Origin of the sequence: Rhodococcus sp. NJ-530 (genome assembly GCF_003860625.1) — a bacterium.
Taxonomy (GTDB): domain Bacteria; phylum Actinomycetota; class Actinomycetes; order Mycobacteriales; family Mycobacteriaceae; genus Rhodococcus_F; species Rhodococcus_F qingshengii.
In genome coordinates this window covers 5,180,737-5,203,724 of the sequence record NZ_CP034152.1, presented here as the reverse complement: position 1 = coordinate 5,203,724, position 22,988 = coordinate 5,180,737, and the positions used below count along the sequence as shown (strand labels likewise).

Annotated in this window: 25 protein-coding genes and 1 pseudogene; 15 read left to right on the top strand and 11 right to left on the bottom strand. The window is 62.7% G+C overall.

The genetic code is table 11. The annotated features are described in order from the left end of the window. Window positions 1–15: 15 nt before the first annotated feature. The 4 genes from EHW12_RS24190 (at window position 16) to EHW12_RS24175 (ending at window position 3,090) form a co-directional block, all read left to right on the top strand. A complete protein-coding gene (locus EHW12_RS24190; RefSeq protein WP_003939782.1) occupies window positions 16–873 on the top strand; it encodes an ABC transporter permease in 858 nt (285 codons plus the stop codon). Beyond that, on the top strand, window positions 870–1,970 hold the full coding sequence (locus tag EHW12_RS24185) for an aliphatic sulfonate ABC transporter substrate-binding protein (RefSeq protein ID WP_007733783.1): 1,101 nt from the start codon (window positions 870–872) through the stop codon (window positions 1,968–1,970). Before EHW12_RS24190 ends, EHW12_RS24185 begins: the two co-directional genes overlap by 4 nt. Next, entirely contained in the window at window positions 1,954–2,781 is an 828-nt protein-coding gene (locus tag EHW12_RS24180; RefSeq protein ID WP_007733784.1) for an ABC transporter ATP-binding protein, read from the top strand. The genes EHW12_RS24185 and EHW12_RS24180 overlap by 17 nt, the downstream gene beginning before the upstream one ends. Window positions 2,782–2,862: 81 nt before the next feature. Next, window positions 2,863–3,090, top strand: coding sequence for a hypothetical protein (locus EHW12_RS24175; RefSeq protein ID WP_007733785.1), 228 nt, complete (start codon window positions 2,863–2,865; stop codon window positions 3,088–3,090). 40 nt (window positions 3,091–3,130) lie between these two features. Here the strand turns inward: EHW12_RS24175 and EHW12_RS24170 are convergent, their stop codons facing one another. The 6 genes from EHW12_RS24170 to EHW12_RS24145 form a co-directional block, all read right to left on the bottom strand. Continuing rightward, window positions 3,131–3,319: a helix-turn-helix transcriptional regulator gene (locus tag EHW12_RS24170; protein ID WP_003940277.1), complete on the bottom strand. Its 189-nt coding sequence runs from the start codon at window positions 3,317–3,319 to the stop codon at window positions 3,131–3,133. Then, window positions 3,319–3,738 carry a hypothetical protein gene (locus tag EHW12_RS24165; protein ID WP_030535224.1) on the bottom strand — a complete coding sequence of 140 codons (420 nt, stop codon included), beginning with the start codon at window positions 3,736–3,738 and terminating at the stop codon, window positions 3,319–3,321. Before EHW12_RS24165 ends, EHW12_RS24170 begins: the two co-directional genes overlap by 1 nt. 90 nt (window positions 3,739–3,828) lie before the next feature. Then, window positions 3,829–4,347 carry an N-acetyltransferase gene (locus tag EHW12_RS24160; RefSeq protein WP_003940356.1) on the bottom strand — a complete coding sequence of 173 codons (519 nt, stop codon included), beginning with the start codon at window positions 4,345–4,347 and terminating at the stop codon, window positions 3,829–3,831. A 19-nt stretch (window positions 4,348–4,366) separates the two neighbouring features. After that, the gene (locus EHW12_RS24155) at window positions 4,367–5,245 is read right to left on the bottom strand and encodes an SDR family oxidoreductase (protein WP_007733788.1); all 879 of its coding nucleotides are present in this window, start codon (window positions 5,243–5,245) and stop codon (window positions 4,367–4,369) included. Then, a complete protein-coding gene (locus tag EHW12_RS24150; protein WP_125051932.1) occupies window positions 5,242–6,774 on the bottom strand; it encodes an NAD(P)/FAD-dependent oxidoreductase in 1,533 nt (510 codons plus the stop codon). Before EHW12_RS24150 ends, EHW12_RS24155 begins: the two co-directional genes overlap by 4 nt. Window positions 6,775–6,787: 13 nt before the next feature. Continuing rightward, window positions 6,788–7,792, bottom strand: coding sequence for a patatin-like phospholipase family protein (locus tag EHW12_RS24145; RefSeq protein ID WP_125051930.1), 1,005 nt, complete (start codon window positions 7,790–7,792; stop codon window positions 6,788–6,790). Between the two features lie 130 nt (window positions 7,793–7,922). On the opposite strand from EHW12_RS24145, the gene EHW12_RS24140 reads away from it, so the two are divergent. Continuing rightward, complete coding sequence (locus EHW12_RS24140; protein ID WP_125051928.1) at window positions 7,923–8,513, top strand: TetR/AcrR family transcriptional regulator; 591 nt, start codon at window positions 7,923–7,925, stop codon at window positions 8,511–8,513. Here the strand turns inward: EHW12_RS24140 and EHW12_RS24135 are convergent. Beyond that, window positions 8,449–9,573 carry an alpha/beta hydrolase gene (locus tag EHW12_RS24135; protein ID WP_228232235.1) on the bottom strand — a complete coding sequence of 375 codons (1,125 nt, stop codon included), beginning with the start codon at window positions 9,571–9,573 and terminating at the stop codon, window positions 8,449–8,451. The genes EHW12_RS24140 and EHW12_RS24135 overlap by 65 nt on opposite strands. 19 nt (window positions 9,574–9,592) lie before the next feature. Here EHW12_RS24135 and EHW12_RS24130 point away from each other — a divergent pair, with 19 nt between their 5' ends. Genes EHW12_RS24130 through EHW12_RS24120 form a run of 3 tightly spaced genes read left to right on the top strand, consistent with a single transcriptional unit; the run spans window position 9,593 to window position 11,615 of the window. Beyond that, complete coding sequence (locus EHW12_RS24130) at window positions 9,593–10,357, top strand: MBL fold metallo-hydrolase (protein ID WP_042922301.1); 765 nt, start codon at window positions 9,593–9,595, stop codon at window positions 10,355–10,357. After that, window positions 10,354–11,013 (top strand): alpha/beta fold hydrolase, encoded by a 660-nt coding sequence (locus EHW12_RS24125; protein ID WP_058037738.1) that lies wholly within the window; start codon window positions 10,354–10,356, stop codon window positions 11,011–11,013. Before EHW12_RS24130 ends, EHW12_RS24125 begins: the two co-directional genes overlap by 4 nt. A 50-nt stretch (window positions 11,014–11,063) precedes the next feature. Continuing rightward, entirely contained in the window at window positions 11,064–11,615 is a 552-nt protein-coding gene (locus EHW12_RS24120; RefSeq protein WP_003940599.1) for an SRPBCC family protein, read from the top strand. 4 nt (window positions 11,616–11,619) lie between these two features. Here EHW12_RS24120 and EHW12_RS24115 read toward each other — a convergent pair whose 3' ends face one another. Beyond that, entirely contained in the window at window positions 11,620–12,690 is a 1,071-nt protein-coding gene (locus EHW12_RS24115; RefSeq protein ID WP_125051926.1) for a LacI family DNA-binding transcriptional regulator, read from the bottom strand. A gap of 159 nt (window positions 12,691–12,849) precedes the next feature. Between EHW12_RS24115 and EHW12_RS24110 the strand changes: the two are divergent. Both EHW12_RS24110 and EHW12_RS24105 read left to right on the top strand, forming a co-directional pair. Then, a pseudogene (locus EHW12_RS24110) lies at window positions 12,850–14,021 on the top strand (acyl-CoA dehydrogenase family protein). Continuing rightward, window positions 14,018–15,166: a CoA transferase gene (locus tag EHW12_RS24105; RefSeq protein ID WP_125051924.1), complete on the top strand. Its 1,149-nt coding sequence runs from the start codon at window positions 14,018–14,020 to the stop codon at window positions 15,164–15,166. The pseudogene EHW12_RS24110 and the gene EHW12_RS24105 overlap by 4 nt, the downstream one beginning before the upstream one ends. A gap of 54 nt (window positions 15,167–15,220) precedes the next feature. On the opposite strand, the gene EHW12_RS24100 is transcribed toward EHW12_RS24105, so the two are convergent. Next, window positions 15,221–16,222, bottom strand: coding sequence for an NADP-dependent oxidoreductase (locus EHW12_RS24100; protein WP_003939765.1), 1,002 nt, complete (start codon window positions 16,220–16,222; stop codon window positions 15,221–15,223). 111 nt (window positions 16,223–16,333) lie between these two features. Here EHW12_RS24100 and EHW12_RS24095 point away from each other — a divergent pair, with 111 nt between their 5' ends. Then, a complete protein-coding gene (locus tag EHW12_RS24095) occupies window positions 16,334–17,257 on the top strand; it encodes an alpha/beta hydrolase (RefSeq protein WP_039973369.1) in 924 nt (307 codons plus the stop codon). Beyond that, window positions 17,254–17,685 carry a nuclear transport factor 2 family protein gene (locus tag EHW12_RS24090; RefSeq protein WP_003940510.1) on the top strand — a complete coding sequence of 144 codons (432 nt, stop codon included), beginning with the start codon at window positions 17,254–17,256 and terminating at the stop codon, window positions 17,683–17,685. The genes EHW12_RS24095 and EHW12_RS24090 overlap by 4 nt, the downstream gene beginning before the upstream one ends. A gap of 18 nt (window positions 17,686–17,703) precedes the next feature. Here EHW12_RS24090 and EHW12_RS24085 read toward each other — a convergent pair whose 3' ends face one another. Beyond that, window positions 17,704–18,477: an SDR family oxidoreductase gene (locus EHW12_RS24085; protein ID WP_007733807.1), complete on the bottom strand. Its 774-nt coding sequence runs from the start codon at window positions 18,475–18,477 to the stop codon at window positions 17,704–17,706. A 209-nt stretch (window positions 18,478–18,686) separates the two neighbouring features. Between EHW12_RS24085 and EHW12_RS24080 the strand changes: the two genes are divergently transcribed. Next, window positions 18,687–19,598 (top strand): hypothetical protein, encoded by a 912-nt coding sequence (locus EHW12_RS24080; RefSeq protein WP_125051922.1) that lies wholly within the window; start codon window positions 18,687–18,689, stop codon window positions 19,596–19,598. Here the strand turns inward: EHW12_RS24080 and EHW12_RS24075 are convergent. After that, entirely contained in the window at window positions 19,586–20,197 is a 612-nt protein-coding gene (locus tag EHW12_RS24075; protein WP_042451422.1) for a phosphoribosylanthranilate isomerase, read from the bottom strand. The genes EHW12_RS24080 and EHW12_RS24075 overlap by 13 nt on opposite strands. 69 nt (window positions 20,198–20,266) lie before the next feature. Between EHW12_RS24075 and EHW12_RS24070 the strand changes: the two genes are divergently transcribed. Both EHW12_RS24070 and EHW12_RS24065 read left to right on the top strand, forming a co-directional pair. Continuing rightward, window positions 20,267–21,568 (top strand): alpha/beta hydrolase-fold protein, encoded by a 1,302-nt coding sequence (locus tag EHW12_RS24070; protein ID WP_047271090.1) that lies wholly within the window; start codon window positions 20,267–20,269, stop codon window positions 21,566–21,568. Between the two features lie 91 nt (window positions 21,569–21,659). Continuing rightward, a complete protein-coding gene (locus EHW12_RS24065; RefSeq protein ID WP_007733810.1) occupies window positions 21,660–22,889 on the top strand; it encodes an acyl-CoA dehydrogenase family protein in 1,230 nt (409 codons plus the stop codon). The last annotated feature ends 99 nt before the right edge of the window (window positions 22,890–22,988 follow it).

Sequence of the window (22,988 nt, the reverse complement as noted above, 5' to 3'; positions counted from 1 at the left end):
CGAGGAAGAACAGCGATGTCGACTCCTGTCGAAGCAATAGAACCAACATCAGTCACGGAACCGAACCGTGAGCCGCGTCGGCCGTGGACTTCGAGTGCGACCACTGTCGGACTGCCGGTGCTTTCCGTGATCGCATTCTTGGCCCTGTGGCAGGTCGCTGCCGCGAGCGGCACCTGGAGTGAGACCTTCGTGCCGTTCCCGAGCACGGTCTGGCATGCCTTCGTCAACACGATGACCACGCACGACGGAGTGCGCGGCTACCAGGGTTACCTGCTCTGGGAGCACCTCTACATGACGCTGCGACGGGTGCTGGTCGGTGTGATCATCGGCGTCGGATTGGGCGTGATCCTCGGTTTGGCCATGGGATCGGTGACATGGCTGCGGAGCCTGCTCGAACCGTGGTTGACGTTCCTGCGCGCACTGCCGCCCCTGGCGTATTTCTTCCTGCTGGTGATCTGGCTGGGAATCGACGAGGCGCCGAAGATTACATTGCTGGCGCTCGCTGCTCTTCCGCCGGCAGCGGTGGCCACCACAGCTGCTGTGGTCGCGGCGCCGGTCGGACTGGTCGAAGCGGCGAGGGCCCTGGGAGCCTCACGGGCGCAAGTGATCCGGGACGTCGTCGTCCCGTCGGCCTTACCGGAAACTTTCACGGGCATTCGGTTGTCGGTAGGTATGGCGTACTCGTCGGTGGTCGCGGCCGAACTGTTCAACGGCATCCCCGGAATCGGCGGAATGGTCAAGGATGCAAGCAATTACAACAACACACCGGTCGTGCTGGTGGGGATCTTTGCCATCGGATTCTCCGGCCTGATCATCGACGGACTGCTGCGGGCTGCAGAGCGCCGCGCCGTTCCCTGGAGGGGAAAAGTATGACTGACAATCAGAAACACGCCAGCAGCAATCTGAAGCGCAGCAGTAATTCGACGCCCAATGAAGGAAGGGCTGCCCGGACGGCGTTCACGGTGCTGATCGGCGTCCTTGCCCTTGTTCTCGGTGCGTGCTCGGTGGATCATTCGGGCCAGGATTCGTCCAAGGAAACAATCCGTATCGCTTACCAGTCGTTCCCGAGCGGCGACTTGATAGTCAAGAACAATCGCTGGCTCGAAGACGCACTGCCCGAGTACAACGTGAAGTGGACGAAGTTCGATTCGGGAGCCGACATCAACACCGCCTTCATCGCCGGTGAAATCGATTTCGGCGCAATCGGTTCGAGCCCGGTTGCTCGTGGCCTCTCGGCACCGCTGAACATTCCGTACCAGGTCGCGTTTGTTCTCGACGTGGCCGGCGACAACGAAGCCCTGGTGGCGCGCAACGCAACCGGAATCAAGACCGTCGCAGATCTGCGTGGCAAGAAAGTGGCCACGGCATTCGCCTCGACCGCGCACTACAGTCTGCTGGCAGCGCTGAACCAGGCCGGACTCAGTGCCGACGACGTCCAATTGGTGGATCTCCAGCCGCAAGCATCCCTCGCAGCCTGGCAGCGCGGTGACATCGATGCCGTCTACACCTGGCTGCCCACGCTCGACGAACTCCGTAAGGACGGAACACAGTTGATCGCCAGCCGTGAGCTCGCGACAGCAGGAAAGCCGACACTCGATCTTGGTGTGGTGTCGACTGCGTTTGCCAAGAATCACCCCGAGATCGTCGACACCTGGCGCCAGGTTCAGGCCCGTGCGCTCACGACGATCGCCACTGATCCGAACGCGGCAGCGGAAGCTGTTGCCGCACAATTAGGCGCCTCGAAGGAAGACGCGGCAGCGCAGTTGAAACAGGGTGTGTTCCTCACTCCGGAGCAGATCTCTTCGCCGGAATGGTTGGGCACCGAGGGCGCTCCCGGGAATCTGGCAGTGAACCTGCAGAGTGCAGCGCAATTCCTGGCCGAGCAGAAGCAGATCGACAGTGTGCCTGATCTGGCGGTCTTTCAGAATGCTCTCTATGTGAAGGGGCTTCCCGATGTCCTTGACCAGTAGCGTGACCGCACAGCAGGCCTCGGGAGGATTCGCCCCCGACCGCCCGGGCGCGATCCGAATCGACACCGTCTCACACAGGTACGGCCACGGTCGAGAGTCCGTCACGGCACTCGGGCCCGTATCGATCGACGTCACACCTGGTGAGTTTCTGGTTCTCGTCGGAGCGTCGGGTTGCGGCAAGAGCACATTGCTGCGGCTGATCGCGGGTTTCGAAAGTCCTTCCAGTGGAACGGTTCAGGTCTCCGGATCCGACCCGATTCCCGGGTCGAGTGCGGGAGTGGTGTTTCAGCAGCCACGGCTCTTTCCGTGGAAATCGGTGGGCGGCAACATCGATCTGGCACTCAAATACGCCGGCGTTGCGAAGAGCGAACGCGGGCAAAGGCGTGACGAGCTTCTCGACCGCGTCGGTCTGGTCGGCACTGCGGACCGGCGTATCTGGGAAATCTCCGGCGGGCAGCAGCAGCGGGTGGCAATTGCTCGTGCCTTGGCGGCCGAAACGTCGTTGCTCCTGTTGGACGAACCCTTTGCCGCGCTGGACGCCCTCACTCGCGAGCGTCTGCAGGAGGATCTGCGCAGTGTCAGTGCCGAATCGGGGCGAACAAGTGTCTTCGTCACTCACAGTGCCGACGAGGCGGCCTTTCTCGGCTCCCGCGTCGTAGTTCTGACAAGCCGACCGGGCAAGGTCGCGCTCGACCTGAAAATCGATCTGCCACGAACCGGCGTCGATCCCGACGATCTCCGAGGCTCACCCGAATACGCGGCATTCCGAGCCGAAGTCGGCCATGCGGTCAAGGTTGCAGCTGCAGCGTAGGTACCCTGCGCGTCGACTACCAGGTGGCCGCGTCGATAATAGGAAGGAGAACGTGCAGGACACGACGAACAAGGAGTGGTCATGGCAACTGAGGTGGAGTCCGGTGACCTCGTGCAGGCAGCCGGCCATGCGGGTCCGTGGACGGTAGTCGAAGTTCGCCAGGGGATGGCGCTGCTCGAACACAGTGACGGGCACAGGTTGTCGCGTCGAACGACGACGTTGACCGTCGTCCGCAAGGGCTCGGGCAAGAAGGCAACGGCCGTCGAAGACGGGAACGACGAAAACGGATCGCCAACTCTGTTCGACTGAAACCGCAGCTCGACTGATCTTCCGTCAGTTCGAGACGGCGTCAGCTGGAGAAAATGTCGTCTACGCGTTTGTCGAAGTATTCGGCGATTCGGAACGCCAGTGACAGACGCGGGTCGAAGTGTCCCTTCTCGATCGAGATGACGGTCTGGCGTGTGATGCCGAGCGCGTCGGCGCACGCTTGCTGTGACAATCCGGCTGCCGTACGAAGTTCTTGAAGGTTGTTGCGCATCAGATCTCGTCAGATCTCGAATGTGGGGTGCGGTCCCTCGACACTGCCCAGTACCGGATTCCGAAGTCGGCCAGACCGAGGGCTGTAAACATTACGAGCGGCAGTTCGGGAGCGCCGAAGACATTGTGCGCGATCAGCGCGATCCCCATGGCAGTGATCAAGTCGGTGAACGCGCCGAAGCCGGCCTTGCGACTCCATTCTGTTTCGACGGTGTCCTCGGGGTAGGCGGGGGCCTTGTCGTTCTCCGATGGAAAAAGGGCCCACGCCGACCCGATACAAGCCGGTGCCATGACGATTGCGAAGACGATGAAGGCCAACGTCTTCCGATCATCGGCGGTCAATGCTGCAAAAAAGCTGAAGGCTAGCGTTGCTGCGACGCCGATACCGATGATCAGGCTCCACCGTGCCGTGGTGCTCATGAAGCCTCCCAGGTGTAAGAGTTCTTTGACATGCCTGAGCGTAGGTCTACGTGCGCTGGATGTCAAAGAACTCTTACATCGCGCTGAGGGTCAAGCGACCCCGAAAGGCGCTGCGTATGAAAACTTCCCCGTCTGATCGGGGCGGTGCGTGGTGAGGGTCCTGATCTGAAAGTGCTCGCCCCACTCGGCTTCCGGAGACTCGATCCCGGCGTCCGTGCTGGTGACGAACCCGAACTGCGGGTAGTACTCGGTGCTGCCCAGGAGGGCGAGCAGTGGCACGTCCAGAGCGTCGGACGCACCGATCACCGCGTGCATCAGCGCCGAACCGACGCCGCTGCGTTGGTTGTCCGGTGTGACTGCCAACGGGCCGAGGCCAACCGCCTCAACGGGACCGACCCATCCGCGTGTTCCGATCACGAAACCAACGATCTCATCACCGGCGACGGCGACAAGGGACAACTTCGGTAAGTAGTCGTTCGAGGCGAAGAGCTGACGTGTCAGTTCGATCTCGTAGGGAGACTCGCCGGGCGGCGCTTGGTCGGCAAACGCCGCCCCGAGCAGTGAATAGATTGCGTCACGGTCGGAAGAAGTTTCGCGGCGGATGTACATGGCCACGAAACTACCCGCTTCATCTCCGATCGTGCTCCTCGTTTTCGGCCTGACGTGCCACTCGCTTTTCGTAGTCCGCACGCCCGTTCGGATCTACCGATGTCAGCGCGCGGCGATCGTCGATCACCCGGCGTCCGATGTTTATCATCCATTCGGGTACTACAGCGTCGATGAGGTCCCAGCCCGCAAGGTAACGCGGAACAGTAGTTTCGGCTCGCCGGTGCGCGACCGTGTCGACGACAGCTTTGGCCACGACCTCGGGTTCAACCGTCGGCATGCCCTTTCCGAGTGGCACACCGGAGGAGAGCCCGGTGCGCACCGCGCTGGGCAGGATGGCGCTGACGCTGACGCCGGAATCTGCGAATTCGACACGAGCAGAGGCGGAAAGGCCCACCGCACCGAACTTGCTTGCGTTGTACACGGCCATTCCTGGCACCGGTAGCTTGCCTGCCATGGATGCGATGTTGACGACGTGGCCGCGTCGCCGATCCACCATGCCGGGCAGCACGGTGCGCATCCCGTGAATCGGGCCCCAGACATTGACGTCGAGGGTTACTCGACTGGTGGCGTCGGACTCGTCGAGGAAGCTGCCGAGCGGCATCACGCCCGCATTGTTGACCAGAATGTCGATGTGACCGAATTCGCCGATCACTGTGGAGACGAACACATCCCAGGATTCGCGTGAGGTGACGTCCAGAGCGTACCCGCGGGCCCGTGCGCCGATGGATGCGGCGGTGTCGACGGCCGTCTCCTCGTCGAGGTCGCCGACGCAGACGAGTGCGCCGCGAGCTGCGAACAACTCCGCTGTGGCCCGGCCGATTCCGCGGCCACCTCCGGAGATGACGACGACTGCTCCGTCGAGATCGATCGGCGGGTAGGTGGTGCCGAAAAGGCTCATGTGGTGTACTCCGGTTCGGGGGTGGTGGTGGGCTCAGCGGCGGTGTCGTCTGACGCAGGGTTGTCGGACAGCGTGTGGTTGTAGGCGTATGGATCGAAGGCCCGTAGCCGTCGACGCATGGCTCTTGACGACCACGGCCAGTTGAAGCTGTTGCGGCCGTTGACGTCGAAGAAATAGCTTTCGCAACCACCGGCGTTGTAGACCGTTGTACCCAATGCCTCCTGAACTTGAGAGTTGAAGGCTGCCTGTACTTCCGGGCGCACGTCGATGGTTTTCCAGCCGTGCCGACGAGCGTGGCCGATCGCCTGTCCCACATAGTTCAGTTGGGCTTCCAGAATCATGAAGGCCGACGTGTGTCCGGTGCCGAGGCTCGGGCCCAGCAGAATGAACGCGTTGGGGAATCCGCTGACGGCGGAACCGAAGTACGCCCGCGGGCTTCCCTGCCAATGATCGTCGAGTGATCGACCTTCTCCGTCGAATACCTTTGATGCAATGGGCATGTCGAGGATGTGGAAGCCCGTTCCGAAGATGATGGCGTCCACTTCCGATTCCACTCCGTCGGCTCCGATCACGGTGTTGCCGTGGATCTCTTCGACTGCGTTGGCATGGACGGTCACGTTGGGTCTGCCGAGGGCCGGGTAGTACGAGTTCGACATGAGTAGTCGCTTGCAACCGAGGGTGTAGTCGGGAGTCAGCGCCTTGCGTAGCTTCGGATCGCGCACCTGCAAGCGCAATTGGGCCGACCCGAGTTTCTGCACGATACGCAGGATCCACGGATTGCGGAACCCCAATCCAAGCGCTTCCATGATTCCGTATTCGATTCTGCGTAGAGCCTTGTGCGCTCCCGGTACGAATCGCATGACGGACCTTTCGATCCGCGGTACGTAGTGATCGGGCTTGGGAAGGACCCATTGAGCGGTGCGTTGGTAAAGGTGAAGGGCGGACACGTCGGAGACGATGCGCGGCACGAATTGGACTGCGGAAGCGCCGGTACCTACGACGGCGACGCGCTTTCCGGTCAAGTCGTAGTCGTGATTCCACTGCGAGGAATGAAACACCTCGCCCTCGAACGTTTCCAGCCCGGGAATCGTGGGCGTCAAGGGTTCGTTCCACGGGCCGGCGGCGGCTATCACGAAACGAGCAGTGAGTTCACCGCTGGAAGTTGTGATCTTCCAGAGTGATTGCGATGCGTCCCACTGTGCGGAGAGCATTTCGACCCCGAAGCGAACGTGCTTGTCGACGCCGTGGCGGACGGCCGTGTCCTCGATGTACTCGCGGATCTCCGGCTGCTCCGCGAACAGTCGGGTCCAATCCGGATTGGCGGCAAAGGAATACGAGTACAGGCCGGACGGAACGTCGCAGGCACAACCGGGATAGGTGTTGGCGCGCCAGGTGCCGCCGAGGGAGTCAGCTTTCTCGAGCAGGACAAAATTGTCGATCCCGAGGCGCTGCAGGTGAATTGCGGCACCGATCCCGGAGATCCCGCCACCGATGATCACGACCTCGAAGTGGTCAGTTCTGTTGTTCACTGAGTCTGCGCTTTCACTGGTGGGACGGGGTGGAGTGGAACGGGCGCGCATCGAGTTCGCGTTTCACGCTCGCACGTGTTGTACGTAGGGATGATTCGAAGGTGGCGAGCCGCCGTCGGCCGTCCATGAAGTTGGCGCCCATGACGGCGAGATCGTCGTCGGTGGCGTCTATGCGCAAGACCCTGGTTCCCGCAGCGCGGACCAGTTCGATTTCCCGGTCGAGGCCCTTGGACATGGAGTTCCGCAGGGCGCCGCGTTCGATACGGGCGGCGCCGCGCGCCGGCTTCAGTGTTCGAGATGCCATGGGCGCCAGTACAACCAGCTCGTCGAGTTCGAGGGAGAGCAGGAGGTCTACCGATGCCGTGGACGCCGCGCCGCCGTCGATGTACCTGACGCCGTCGATGGTGACAGGTGGGAACCAGCCGGGAATCGCCCAAGACGCTCGAAGCGCTTCACCGACTGTCGCTTTCGGAGCCCCCTGTGCCCCGAACGCGACCCGTCGCCCGGTTCTGTAGTCCATGGATACCATGTACGCGCACGGATGTGGGAGCCACGAATCGCCAGGGGCAAGAGATTCGGCGAGCGTGGTGAGCCAGGACGGGTCGCCGCCACCACGCGGTGCGATACCGCTCATCCGGCTCAGAACGGGAAGATCTCGACGCGTCACCAGTCGTGGATTGCCGATCCCCAAACTCGGAAGTGGCGGGATTCTTCCGGGCGCCGATGCTGTGTGGGCGAGGAGTTCGGGACGTGCGGCGGGCTCTCCGAGTTGCATGGCTACCAACTCGTCGACGCCGACTCCGCTGCCGAGCATTGTCACGAACTCGGCTCCGGCGGACGTGCCGATGATGGCGGTGGCTTCGCGGGGATCCCAGTCGAGGGCGTCCCGAACCGAGGCGAGGGCAGCAACGGTCCAGGCGAAGCCGAGGGTGCCGCCGCATCCGATTGCCAATCCCCGTCTAGGCGCGCTGTGTCGTCCGGACCCGGGTGCGGTGGTGCCGGTCACTTCTGAAGTCATATTTCGGAGACTATCAGTATCTGAATAACGTGGGTACCCCAAATTTGGGTTTCGGGAGTGCGCCTGCGGTGCGCTTCCGGTATTCGGCTACCGTTGGAATCTCGATACTCAGAACCGCGAGGAGGTTCCGATGGCGCGATTGACCAGGCAGGAAGCGCAGGCGATGACCCGCGAGACCTTGTTGGCGACGGCCGTCGAACATTTCCTCGATCGCGGGTACGCCGCCGCGTCGCTCGATCAGATCGCTGAGAATGCCGGTTATTCCAAAGGTGCGGTGTACTCGAACTTCAAGAACAAGGACGAGTTGTGCGCCGAGGTGCTCGGCCGAATCAGGTTGACCAAGGTCGGCGAGATCACCTCACAGCTCGGAGCCAATTCGACGCTCGACGACGCGGTGGCCGAGTTCGCGCGATGGGCCGAGCGAACCATCGGGGACAAGAGATGGACGTTGCTCGAAGTCGAGTTCTCGGTGCGATCGCGGCACAGCGAAGAGATCCGCGAAAAGATCGCGACGGGTGCCGATCAGGTGCGCGGATTGATTGCCGGAGTGGTGCAACATCTTGCCGAGTCCAACGGCGTGACGCCGGCACTGGACCCGAACGCCGCGGCACTGCGCATACTCAGCGTCGGAATCGGTTTGGGGCTACAGCGTGCGATCAGCCCTGAGCTGCCGGTTGATCCGCTGGTGGATACGTTGCGGGAGATTTTGCTGGGTGGGTGAGTAGAACGCGGAGCATTCCGCCGATCTCGGCGACGGCGGTGCGCGAACCCACGCTCGGTCCCAGAACGTTGACGAAGCCGTGGATGAACCCGCGATAGCGTCGATCGGTCACGTGAACACCGTTGTCGCGCAATCGAGCTGCGTAGGCTTCGCCTTCGTCCCGGAGTGGATCGAATCCCGCCGTGATCACGATGGCCGGCGGCAGTCCGGTCGCGTCGGGGGCGCGTAGCGGCGACACCATCGGATCGAGTCGATCGGCATTGCTGCCGAGGAAGCTGGACTCGTAGAAGTTCATGTTGGCCTCGGTCAGGAAGAAACCTTCACCGAACGTCGTTCGCGAGGGGGCCTTCTCGTGAAAGTCGGTCGCGGGGTAGATCAACAGCTGCGCCGCCGGTGGGGTCTTGCCGTCGTCGCGGGCACGCAGCGCGACCGTTGCGGAAAGATGCCCGCCCGCGCTGTCGCCCCCGACAGCGATGCGCGTCGGGTCTGCGCAGAACTCGTCGGCGCGGTCGACGATATCGAGGTAGGCGGCGTAGGCATCGTGTACCGGTGTGGGGAAAGCGAATTCGGGTGAGAGCCGGTAGTCGACCGAGATGACCCGTGCGCCGGAGGTTTCGGCCAACAGGCGGCACGGGGCATCGTGGGATTCGATGCTGCCCTGTACCCACCCGCCGCCGTGGAAGTAGACGAGCAGAGCGCCGGTGTCGGCTGTCGGGACGTAGAGCCGGGCGCGAAGCGGGCCGTCGGCACCCGAAACGGAGATCTCCTCGGTGTGGACGGGCGTGGGCCTGCCGCCCATCATGATCGCGGTTCGGGTGAGATTGGCGCGAGCAGCGGCGAGTGACTGGGGATCGGTTGAATGCGAGGGGAGTGGCCGCGTCTTCGCGAGCGTGAGCAGAAGGTGTGCGTCGGCGTCGAGCGTGTTGCCCTCGATGACGACGGGTGGTCCGGTGATTCGACGTTTCACCGCGCTGGGCAGTGCGAATGCGGCTGCCACCAAGGATGCTTCGGCGCGATCTCGAATGCTGCGGCTGCTGGCCTGCTTCACGGATTCCGACACGTGGCGCAGACTACCAAGCATGACTACTGCGGCACTGTCGATCACGCAGATCGAGAACACACATCTGGTTCGGTGCGGTCACGCCAATTGGGTCCTGGTCGAAGAGGGGTCCGATCTGACCTTGATCGACGGCGGATATCCGGCCAACGGCACCGACGTCGAACGCTCGATCGAACAGATCGGTCACCAGCTCGGGGATGTTCGGGCAATTCTCGTCACTCACGCGCACATCGATCACATCGGTGGGATCGCGGACATCGTGACTCGGCTCGAGGTTCCGGTCCTGATGGATCCGTTGGAAGTGCCGCATGCGAAGAGGGAGTATCTGCAACAGTTGTCGCCGGCCGGAGTTCCGTTGCTGTTGTGGCGGCGAGGTGCTCCGAAATGGCTTCGCGACGTGATCGGAGTCGGCGCGTTGAAAGGTGCGGAACTGCCTCGGGCACAGTCCTTTGCGTCCGGTGGTGCGCTGGACGTTCCCGGTCGGATCGTGCCGATTCCCACTCATGGGCATACCGACGGCCACAGCGCTTACCTTGTTCCCGACGCAGGAGTGATCGCGTCGGGTGACGCTCTGGTGACCGGACACGCGACGTCGAGTGTCGCCGGACCACAATTTCTGGTGTGCCCCTTCAATCATGACCGTGAAGCGACCGACCAGGCGTTGGACAATATCGCCGGTGCACCTGCCGGCGTGCTGTTTCCCGGACACGGTCCGGTTTACGAGGGCAGCATGACTGCCGCGGTCGAACAGGCCCGAGCGGGTCGGACAAGGATGCGTCCATGACTACTGTCGAAACGGTCGACGAAGGTGCGGTGCACGGTTTCCTTCATCGACCTGCTTCTGTGTCCTTCGCGTCGCCCGTCGCCACGCTTGCACTGACTCACGGCGCGGGAAGTAACTGCGACACCGTGCTGTTGCGTGCTGTTGCCGACGGCTTTGCTGCGGCAGGAGCGCAAGTTCTGCGCTTCGATCTCGCGTTTCGGGTGCGTCGAGCTTCGGGGCCTCCGCATCCGTCGCGTGCTGCGGAGGATCGCGCGGGCATTGCCGAGGTGATTGCTGCTCTTCGCAAGGACTACTCGGTGCCCGGACCCGTTCTGCTCGGCGGACATTCGTACGGCGGTCGGCAGGCGTCGATGCTTGCGGCGGAGAACCCGGGACTTGTCGACGGCCTGGTCCTTCTCTCCTATCCACTGCATCCACCGAAGAAGCCCGAGAAGCTCAGAACCGAACACCTGCCCGAACTGAACACACCGACCGTTGTCGTCCACGGTTCGAAGGACGAGTTCGCGACAACGGAGGAGATGCGGGCAGCACTCGCCTTGATTCCCGCCGCGACGCGTCTGGTGGAGTTCGAAGGAGCTCGACACGACTTGTCCGTGGTCAAATTTCCGGTGGTGGAGGAGACAGTCGCGGCCGCATCGGCGGTGTTTGCGTTCTGAACGCCGAGCGGGCGGTTGCCCGTGTCGGTGGTTCCTGGTGAGATCGAACCATGAGTGCCCAGCCGTATCAGCCCAGTGCCCTGTCCGACGTCACGGTGAGCGTCGACGGTGACGACACAGTCGTCAGCTTTCCTCGGGTGCTGCCGTATTCCGTCGAGAAGGTGTGGGAGGCGATCACCGACCCGGAGATGTTGGCGCAATGGACGCCGTACACCGCCGATCGGAACCTGAGCCGTACCGGTGATGCGGTGATCACCATGCTCACCGAGGACGGCGCCCCCGAAATGTCGCTGCCGGTCACCGTTCACGTCGTGGAGACCACTCGGCGGCTCGAACACGAGTGGGGCCCGGACGAATTGGTGTGGGACCTGACCCCGATCGAAGGCGGTACCCGCGTCGTGCTGACGCAGAGGTCGCGCGCCGAGGGGATGGCGTCGGCGCTCGCTGCGGGGTGGCATCTGTGCTTCGACGTACTCGATGCCCTTCTGGCAGGCGAGCCCTTCGGACCGATTGTGGGTGAACGGGCGCGCGAGTACGGCTGGGACGCACTCAACTCCGGTTACGCGCGACAGTTGGGCATCGACGAATCTCAGGTCTGGTAGCTGCTCAGAGTTTGCGACTGGCAGGCTTTCTGGTGGAGGCTCGCGCGATCAGTTCGACGGGAAGCTTCACGGATTCGACGCTCTTGCCGGAGATCAGTGCCAGTAGGTGCTCGAGCCCGGTCGCACCGATCTTTCGAGCGGGGGACCTGACCGTCGTCAGGGGCACCGGGAGTTGGGAGACAACCGGAATGTCGTTGTAGCCGACCAACGCAAGATCGTCGGGAATGCTCAACCCGAGATCACGGGCCACACCGAGTACGCCGATCGCGATGGTGTCGCTCACCGTGAAGACGGCGTCAGGGCGCGTGTTCCCACTGAGCAGTGTGGCAGCCGCATCGACACCCCCTTGAACTTCGAACTCGGAGGCCACTATTCGGTTCGGCGGCAGTTCCAGACCGGCTTCGGCCAGGGCATCGCGGAAACCCGCGACGCGTTCCCGCGACGTGCTGGCGTGATCCGGCCCCGCGATCACTCCGAGATCGCGATAGCCGCAGTCCAGTAGATGCTTCCCCGCGAGGTAGCCGCCGAGGCGGTCGTCGCCGCTGACAAAGGGAAGGCTTCGTTTGACGGATGACGTCGCCGAGTCGATGTGCCGGTTCAGCAGCAGGATCGGCAGTGAGCGCAGGGGGAGCGAGTCGACGAAATCGGTACCCGGCAGGTGAATGCTGCTCAGCATGAGACCGTCGACCTGTCGGCTCACCAGGAACTCGACCGCTTTGCGTTGCGCTTCCAGATCGTCGGGCGGGCTGGAGAGCAAGACGGAGTACCCGGCTGCGGTGGCGGCTTCCTCGATGCCTTGGAACATGGTGGCCACTACAACGTCTGTCAGTCTCGGCATCACGACGCCGATGGTGGTGGTCTTGCGGGTACGAAGGCTGGCTGCCCACAGATTCGGTTGGTAACCGAGTTCCTCGGCAACCTGACGAACTCGGAGTGCGGAGTCGGACCAGCCGTCGGCGGGCTCGGGCTGACGGAGGACCCGCGACGCCGTCGAGATGTGGACCCCGGCCTGGTCGGCGATTTCGCGCAACGTCGGCGGACGGCCGTTGCTGCGGTTCGACGGATCGGGCGTCATCTGCGTCGTGGCTCCTGGTGTGCGTCGGTCCTGAGTTGATTCGGTGTCGGTCGGCAGTTCGGGGATTGACGGGTGCGCAACCGGGCTCTACTCTAGGCGATGCAAACGATTGCGCAATCGTTCTCGCAAAGGATTGCGCCCGAGAACACTGGAGGCCCCGTGACCACGCCGCAGTCCCTGTCCGAGCTTTTTGCCATCGACACCCTGCTGGACGCCGAGGAGATCGCGATCCGCGACACGGTCCGCAAGATGGTCGACGATCGCATTCGCCCGCACGTAGGTGAATGGTTCGAAGCGGCAGCACTGCCGGCTCGTGAGCTGGCCAAGGAACTGGGCGCGCTCGGCGTACTGGGCATGCACCTCGAGGGCTACGGCTGTGCCGGGATGAGCGCCACGGCGTACGGGTTGGCCTGCCAGGAACTCGAAGCTGTCGATTCGGGCATTCGCAGCCTCGTCTCGGTCCAGGGCTCGCTCGCCATGTTCGCGATCCACCACAACGGAAGTGAAGAGCAGAAGGAAGAATGGCTCCCGCGAATGGCGGCGGGTGAAGCCATCGGCTGCTTCGGTCTCACGGAACCCGATTTCGGATCCAACCCCGGCGGTATGCGAACCAACGCCAAGCGCGACGGCGACGACTGGATCCTCAACGGCACCAAGATGTGGATCACCAACGGCTCCATCGCGGACGTCGCCGTGGTCTGGGCTCGAACCGACGACGGCGTGCGCGGATTTGTCGTTCCCACCGACACTCCGGGATTCTCCGCCCCGAGATCAAGAACAAGATGTCGCTCCGGGCGTCGGTCACCTCGGAACTGGTGCTCGAGGACGTGCGTCTGCCTGCCTCGGCGATGCTGCCCAAGGCTCGCGGACTGTCCGGCCCGCTCGGCTGCCTCAACGAGGCACGCTTCGGCATCATCTTCGGGGCAATGGGTGCAGCACGTGACTGCCTCGAGACTGCGATCTCATATGCACGTGATCGCAAGGTCTTCGACAAGTCGCTCGCCGCGTATCAGATCACCCAGGCCAAGATCGCCGACATGGCAGTCGAATTGGGCAAGGGGCAGTTGCTCGCCATCCACCTCGGGCGCCTCAAGGACGCCGGGACGGTTCGCCCCGAGCAGGTCAGCACCGGCAAGCTCAACAATGTCCGCGAGGCCATCAAGATCGCCCGTGAATGCCGAACCATTCTGGGCGCCAACGGCATCACGCTCGAGTACCCCGTGATCCGGCACGCCAACAACCTCGAATCCGTTCTCACCTACGAGGGCACGTCCGAGGTTCACCAGCTCGTGATCGGCCGCGCTCTCACCGGTGAAGAAGCTTTCCGGTGACGGCAGACGCTGTCGGAGCGCTCGACGGGTTGGTGATCGCTGATTTCGGCCGCGTCCTCGCCGGTCCGTACGCCACGATGATTCTCGCCGACCTGGGTGCCGAGGTCGTCAAGATCGAGCGGCCGGGTGTCGGGGACGACACTCGCAGCTGGGGCCCACCGTGGGTGGGGGACGAGTCGAGCTACTTTCTGTCGGTGAACCGTAACAAGAAGTCGGTCACTCTGGACCTGCGCGAGCGCGAGGATCTGGAGAGTGCACGCGAGCTGGTTCGCAATGCGGACGTCGTGGTGCAGAACTTCCTGCCGGGAACGATGGACCGTCTGGGGCTGGGCTACGACGCTGTCCGAGAAATGAATCCGCGTGCGGTCTACTGCTCGATCAGCGGCTTCGGTGGCAACAACTCTCTGCCGGGATACGACCTGTTGATTCAGGCGGTCGGCGGATTGATGAGTATCACCGGACCCGATCCCAAGACTCCCACCAAGGTCGGTGTCGCGGTGGTCGACGTCATCACCGGCCTGCATGCCAGCGTGGGAATCCCTGCAGCGCTGCGCCATCGCGATCGCACAGGCGAAGGGCAGCACGTCGAGGTCAATCTGTTGTCCTCGTTGCTGTCCGCACTGGCCAACCAGTCGTCCGGCTACGTGGCCGCGGGCGTGGTGCCGCAGGCAATGGGCAACCGGCATCCGAGCATCGCACCATACGAGGTATTCGACACCGCGGACCGTCCGCTGGTCCTCGCGGTCGGCAATGATCGGCAATTCAGTTCGTTGACAGAGGTTCTCGGAGTTTCCGAACTTGCCGCTGATGCGCGTTTCGCGTCCAACAGCGACAGGGTTGCGCATCGAGAAGAACTGTTCGACGCCGTCACTGCTGCATTGGCCAAGGGCTCTGCGGACTCGTGGTTCGAGGCACTGACCGAGCGAGATGTTCCGTGTGGGCCTCTCAACGACATCGCCGACGCGATAGCGCTGGCGGAACGGCTGAATCTCGATCCGGTGGTGTCCATCGACGACCCGCGTCGCGATGCACCGACTCGGCAGGTAGCCAATCCGATTCGGATGAGCGGCACGCCGGCAACCTATCGGTCGGCCCCGCCGCGGTTGGGGGAGGACAGCGTTCCCACTCCGTCCGGAGTCAGTTGACCCAAGCGAATCGGCCACCGGAATACCGGTGGCCGATCTGCGTGTGTGGCCGACTCAGCTGACCTTCAAGACCAGCTTTCCGGTGTTCGCTCCGGCGAAGAGAAGATTGAGGCTGTCGCCGAACGCGTCGATACCGCCGTCGACGACGTGCTCGCGAGCAGTCAATTCGCCACTCTTGATCCACTTTCCGATCTGCTCTTGTGCTTCTGCGTAGCGATCGAGGTAGTCGAAGACCACGAAGCCGGCCATCGTGGCGCGGTTGACGAGAAGTGACAGGTAGTGAGCAGGGCCTGGCTGAGGTTCGGTGGCGTTGTAGCCCGCGATGGCGCCGCAGATGACCACCCGAGCTCCGAGGCGCAGACGGGAGAGAGCGGCGTCGAGAATTTCTCCGCCGACGTTGTCGAAGTACACGTCGATACCGTCGGGAGCGTTGGACTTGAGCGCCTTGTATACGGATTCGTTCTTGTAGTCGATGGCGACATCGAAGCCGAGGTCCTCGGTGAGCCACGCGCACTTCTCCGGACCGCCGGCGATGCCGATGACCTTGCATCCGTGAAGCTTTGCGATCTGGCCGACCAGACTGCCGACCGCACCCGCGGCACCGGACACGACGACGGTGTCACCGTCTTTCAGCTTTCCGACGTCGAGTAATCCGAAATACGCAGTGACGCCGGGGAAACCGAGAGCGCCGAGCCAGGTCGGCAGGGGAGCGATCGATTCGTCGACCCGAGTGACGTCTGTACCGTCGGAAACGCCGTACTCGGAAGCGCCGAAGGATCCGGCCACGATGTCCCCAACCTGGTAATCGGGGTGCTGTGATTCGGTGATGCGTCCGACGCCGTGGGCGCGCATGACGGAACCGAGCTTGACCGGCGGAACGTACGACTTGACGTCGTTGAGCCAACCGCGCATCGCGGGGTCGAGGGAGAGGTATTCGACCTTGACGACAAACTCGCCCGGTCCGGCGGACGGGATCTCGGCATCGACGTATTCCCAGGTGGAAGCGTCGGGAAGTCCTGTCGGGCGGGCGGCGAGGCGTACTTGGCGGTTGGTCATCTCTCCCCTTCGGCGAAACGAATTGAACTTGAGGCCGGATTCAATATAGGTGATGGATCACGAACTGGGAAGAGTTGGATGAACCGATTGACGACTATGTATGTTCGATCGATGAGCAATGTGGTCGAAGACGCGCCTGGTTGGTTCACTCGGGCGTTGGCAGCGCCGGTCGAGACGGGGTCGGTGGAGGTCGAGGGTGCCTCGGTGCACTTTCGGGCTTGGGGGCCGGCGGGGCCGGGAATCGTGCTGATTCACGGCGGCGCAGCCCACAGTCGCTGGTGGGATCACATTGCGCCGCAGTTCGCCGAGGGGCGCCGCGTCGTCGCTCTCGACTTGACGGGCCACGGCGACAGTGACACTCGCGACGCCTACGCGATGTCCCAGTGGGCTCGCGAGGTGCTGGCGGCGGCCGAGGCAGGGGGAATCGACGGCAAGCCGATTCTGGTGGGGCACAGTATGGGTGGGATTGTTTCTTTCGTGGCCTCGCATCTGCATGGCGAACTGTTGGACGGGGTTGTCATCATCGATTCTCCGCTCAAGGCGCGTACGCCCGAAGAGGAGGCGGCTCGACGCCAGAATGCGTTCGGCCCCAAGAAGGTTTATCCCACCAGGGAAGACGCGATGGGCCGTTTCCGCTTCGTTCCGCCGCAGGATTCGGGTCTGCCTGCGGTGCGTGACCATGTGGCGGCCACGTCGATGGAGGAAGTCGAGGGCGGTTGGTCGTGGAAGTTCGATCCGAATTTCTTTCTCCGAGTAGGCGCCGAAGATGTTCTCGACAGCGAACCACGTTGCCGCGTAGCCTATTTCCGAGCTGAGAACGGCATCGTGTCCGATCGACTCATGGAGCACATGCGCGGATTGTTCGGACCGGAGGCCATCGTGGCGGAGATTCCCGAAGCCGGACATCACGTCATGATCGATCAGCCGTTGCAACTCGTGACCGGGGTGCGAACTGTGTTGAGTGCGTGGTCCGTCGCAAGTCAAGTGCCGGTAAATCAAGCGGCAGGTAACGTCGAGGGAAGGGTAGAAGCATGAGCACGGAATTGACGCTCGAACCGAAAGTCGAAGCTGCACTGAAGTTGTGGCACACCATGATCGAAACCGGCGATCTGTCGGCGCTACCGACGATCGTCGCGCCCGACGCGCAGTTCCGATCGCCCACGGGATTCAAGCCGTACCAGTCCGCGGATGCCGTTGTGCTCATTCTCAATACGGTGATCCAGGTGTTCGAGAACTTCGAGTACCACCGTCAGTTCGCCGGAGCCAACGGTCGGCAGGTCGTGCTCGAATTCAGTGCGAACATCGGCGATAAAAGTCTCAAGGGAATCGACATGGTCGAATTCGACGAGGACGGCAAGATCGTCGATTTCGAGGTCATGGTGCGTCCGGCCAGCGGGCTCGCGGCTTTGGCTGCCGAAATGGGTAAGAGGCTCGGGCAGACGCTACCGACCTACAAAGCCTGAACTGAGTCCGGCCAAGGCTCAGTTCGTACTGAATCCGCCGTTGGAGTGAAGGAGTTGTCCCGTAATCCAGCCTCCGGCGTCGGACATCAGAAACCGAACGAGGTTTGCAGTGTCGCCGGGAGTACCCAGCCGGCCGGCAGGAGTCTGGAGGGTTGTGGCCTGTCTGATCGCGGGTGTCATCCATCCTGTGTCGATAGGTCCTGGGTTGACGACGTTGGCTCGTATGCCGCGTGATCCAAGTTCGACTGCGGCGGCGATGACGATGCGGTCGAGAGCGCCCTTGCTGGCCCCGTACGGAAGATTGTGGGCCGCATGGTCGCTGGTGAGTGCGATGATCCGCCCGGCCACCTGACTGACGTCGCGCTGTTCCGGAAGCCGTTCAGCGAACGCTTTGATCAGCAGCCAGGAGGCGCGAGCGTTGACGGCGAAATGTCGTTCCCAGCTCTCGACGGTGGTATCGAGGATCGAGCTGTCGACGCTTTCGCAATGTGAGAGCACCAGCCCACGGAGGTCGTTCCGCGCTGCGGCAGCGTCAACGAGCTGATCGGCCACGTCGGGCGAGGCCAGATCTCCAGGAACGAGGTCGACACGGCTTCCGAGTGCGCGACACTTCTCGGCAATGTCTTGCGGATCGTGCGCTCCGCGCCCGAACCCGACGCGTTCGTCGTAAGGCTCCCAGTAGCCGATAGCCAGATCCCAACCATCCTCGGCAAGGCCCAATGCGAGGCTCGCTCCGATCGACTTGCTCCGACCGACACCGGTGATCAATACGGTCCCGCGCTTGTCAGACACTGCTCGCCTCCCGAGATGTCCTGCAATTCAAATGGGGTGAGGTCACTTCAGATGGAAGCATCACTGTAGCGGGCGAGCTGTCGCCTGTATCGAGCGAGCTGTCGCCGTGCCTCGACCTGACCAGTGTCTTGACACGGCGCTGGTCACAGCGTTTGACTGAGATGCAAGCTCGAGTTGATTCGCCGGACTGTGTCCCGGGAGGTTGACCTATGCGCGGCAATGGAATTGCAGGCAAGGCTTTCTCAAACGAGGGCTGTAGACGTGGAGCACGGTCTCATCGCGGGACCGTGTCGGTGCTGGCTTTGGTTGGGGTGTGCGTACTTTCGTGTGCCGCCACTCAGATGGCCGGCGCGCAACCCGTTGCAGACACAGTCGATACCGGGTTCGTGATCCCTTTTGCTGGGGCGCCTGGCTACGAGAGCGTCGCGCCCACGCAGATGACTACTCCGGATCAACTCAACCAGCCACTCGGTCAGCAGACTGCGGAAGAGATTGCCGCGCAGATCGGACTCGAGCCAGCCGACGCTTTGACCGAGGAGCAGTATCGCGATCTCATCTCCGGCGGAGGGGTCGGCGGAAATCGCGAGGACGCCGCGGTGATCGACGAATGCGCCCGGATTCTCACCAATACGAACGGGCGGCCCCTCTATTCCGGCACTACGCCGTCGGTTCTGGCCAGTTACGGGTTGTACGTGAATCCCGACGGATTGCTGGAGAGTCCGGCCAACGCGGATGCGCCGACGCGACAGGTGAATACGCTGATCGCCCCTGGCGGTTTCGTGGGCACCTGGTTGCGCAACAACGGTGCGACGCACACTCTGATTGCGCTCTATCAGTCGGCATACACGGTGCAGGCAGTCTACGGATTTGCAGCGCAACAGATTTCGGGAGCAGCGCAGCTGGTGACCAACACCAAAGGCAATGTGAGTTCGGAAGTCGGCATGTCGATGGCGCCGCCGCTCTGGATAGTGAACTTCGCACTGCTCTACATCTTGAAGCCGTCACTGGCGGCGGCCATGCCTGCGAACTGGGCTCCCATTCCGCCGGCCGTTGCCGACGCCGTGAAGGCGAGTCCCACCGGTCAAGTCGCTTTCAGTGACTACGCGTCCTATTTCGAGTGATCGGTCTGCCGGACAGCGCTGACGAACTTCTCGATCAACGTGTGGTCCTTGACGCCGCGGGAGGATTCGACGCCGCTGGAGACGTCGACGCCCCAGGCGCCGGTGGCATCGAGTGCGTCGCGAACGTTGTCCGGGGACAGTCCGCCCGCCAGGATCCACTGGCCTTGCGGGCGCGATTGCTGTTGGGCCCAGTTCCACGGCACCCCTGATCCGGCGTCTGCGCCGTCGATCAGGAGTTCGTCCTCGCCGAGGTCGAGATTGTAACCGTCGCGGACGTTGCTGGAGACGACCGCGCGGATGACGGTGAGGCCGGCATCGTGCAGCCGCTGCACTTGCTCGGCGTCGACAAGATCGTGAACCTGTACGGTGCGAAGCCCGGTGATCTTCGCGATCTCGAGGATCTGTCCGATCGGGTTGCCGAGAAAGACTCCGATTGCACGGATGTGATCGGGAACTCGCGCGAGCAGAGCGACTGCGAGTGTGGGGTCGACTTTGCGGACGCTCTCGGCGAAGACGAAACCGATGGCGTCGACGCCCAGGCCCACCGTGAGGTCGACCGTGTCAACGTCGCGTAGGCCACAGACCTTGATGAATGTCACCTGATACAGAGTACTAGCGTCGTCGTCTAGCCTCGTGCGTGCGACATTTCTACGCGCGAGAGGCTTGACGTGGACTGGCTCTACCGAATCAGTTTGATCTCGGGACCGCTGCCGGTGATCCTGACTGTCCTTGGGGTCCTGGGTGGTGTGTGGCTGCTCGGTTCGAACGTGCGCTGGTACTACCGCAGAGCGGTGCCGATCGCGGGGCTGATTGCACTGGTGATCATGATCGCCGTGTGGATCACCGTCGAAAAGGTGATCGTGCCGTTCCCCGATCCCATCGAGATGTCGATCTACGTGTGGATCGGAATCGGTATCTACGCGTTGCTACTTCTCGGGCCGCGAATCAAGGCGGGCGGAACCGTCGCGAAAGCGCTCCTGTCCGTGATCGCGACGGTTCTGGTCGTCATCACTGCCGCGACGCAGATCAATCTGGTTTTCGCCGCGTATCCGACTGTGGGAATTGCGTTCGGACACGACGATTTCGACCGCATCTCACTCAGTGAAGTTCCCGGTCCGACCGATCCTGTTGTCACCGGCGATCCCACCGACACTGTGTGGAAAGCGCCGGAGGGCATGCCGATTCGCGGACGGGTCACGACTTTGCCTGTCCCCGGGACGATTTCAGGATTCTCCGCGCGCGACGCGCAGGTGTATCTGCCGCCGTCGTACTTCACCAATCCGCGTCCGCTTCTTCCCGTGCTCGTGCTCATGGCAGGTCAGCCTGGCAAGCCCGAGGACTGGCTCCAGGGCGGAAAGCTGACCGCGACAATGGATGCCTTTGCACGAGATCACGAGGGGTTGGCTCCAGTCGTCGTGATAGCCGATGGAACAGGGTCGCAGATGGCCAATCCGCTGTGCACCGACTCGTCACAGGGCAAGGTCGGCACGTATCTGGCAAAGGACTTGCCCGCTGCGGTGGCGAATGCGTTCCAGATCGACACGAATCCGCGAGCGTGGGCAATCGGCGGGCTCTCCTACGGTGGCACCTGCTCACTGCAGATGGCGACCAATTACCCCGAGGTGTACCCGACATTCCTCGATCTGTCCGGTCAATTGGAGCCTTCGCTCGGTGACCGACAGCGAACCGTCGACGAGATATTCGGCGGCGACGAAGCGGCGTTCGTGAAGGTGAATCCGATGGACCTGCTGGCGACTCGGAAGTTCCCGAACTCGGGCGGAGTGTTCGTCGTCGGAACAGATGACAATGAGTTCAAGCCCGGTCAGCAAAAGGTGTACGAAGCGGCCAAAGCGGCCGGAATGGACGCCAGGTATCTCGAGCTTCCCGGTGGTCACAGCTTTTCGGTGTGGTCGGCCGGCGTCGAGCAGGAGCTGACGTGGATCTCGCAGCGAATGGGACTGATCAGCTGAATCCTGTTCCGGTTTTGGAACGTGTTCTATATTCGGTGTGTGGCTGTCGTTCGGCAGTCTCTCGATCGTTCACCGACTGGAGTTCAGGCACATGTACGAGTGGTCCGACACCGACCTGATGTTCCGCGACGCCTTGCGGGGCTTTATCGACAAAGAGGTGCGACCTCACGTCGACGAGCTCGAAAGCGGTGCGCTGCCGCCGTTCGACATCATTCGCAAGCTGTACTCGACCTTTGGTCTGGCCGACATGGCACGCGAGGGCCTCGAGAAGTCGCTGGCACGCGAGCGCGGCGATGCGCCCTCCGGTGACGGTGAGAAGTCGAGCGCCTTCAGCGGCGCCGGCAGCATGGGCGTCGTGCTCAACAGCGAATTGGCCGGAGTCAGCCTCGGCCTGGTCGCATCGTTGGGTGTCAGCCTCGGATTGGCCGCCGGAACTATCCGCAGCCGCGGCACACTCGCGCAGAAGGAACGCTGGCTCCCCGGCCTGGTGACATTCGAGACCGTCGGCGCCTGGGCGATCACCGAACCGGACTCCGGCTCGGATGCCTTCGGCGGCATGAAGTCCTACGTACGCCGCGACGGCGACGACTACATTCTCAACGGCAACAAGACCTTCATCACCAACGGTCCGTACGCCGACGTGATGATCGTGTACGCAAAGCTCGACGAGGGCGATGCGTCGGTTGATCGTCGCGATCGCAAGGTGCTCGCCTTCATCCTCGACAAGGGCATGGAGGGTCTCACCCAGAGCCCGCCGTTCAAGAAGATGGGCATGAACTCCTCACCCACAGGTGAGCTGTTCTTCGACAACGTCCGCATCACCAAGGACCGTCTGCTCGGCGAGACCGAGGACAGCGGAAAGTCGGACGGCAAATCCAGCGCCAAGGAGAGCTTCGCCGCCGAACGCATCGGCATCGCGTCGCTCTCACTGGGCATCATCAACGAATGCCACCGTCTGAGCATCGAATACGCGAAGTCCCGCAAACTGTGGGGACGTGAGATCGGGCAGTTCCAGCTCATCCAGCTCAAGCTCGCCGAGATGGAGGTCGCTCGAATCAACGTGCAGAACATGGTCTTCAATGCGATCGAGCGCACCGCAGCCGGAGACAAAGTGAGCCTGGCGGAGGCGTCGGCGATGAAGCTGTACTCCTCGCGCGCAGCGACCGAGGTCGCGATGGAAGCCGTGCAGCTGTTCGGTGGAAACGGCTACATGGCCGAGTACCGAGTCGAGCAGTTGGCGCGTGATGCCAAGTCGCTCATGATCTATGCGGGCAGCAACGAAATTCAGGTCACCCATATCGCCAAGGGTCTCCTGGGCTGACACCGGTACGTTTTCGCTTGTCGGTCGATCGCAGCAGGAACCAGATAGTCTTGCTGCGGTCGGCGACACCGCGCCGACGGATCGGAGTAAGCAGTGAAC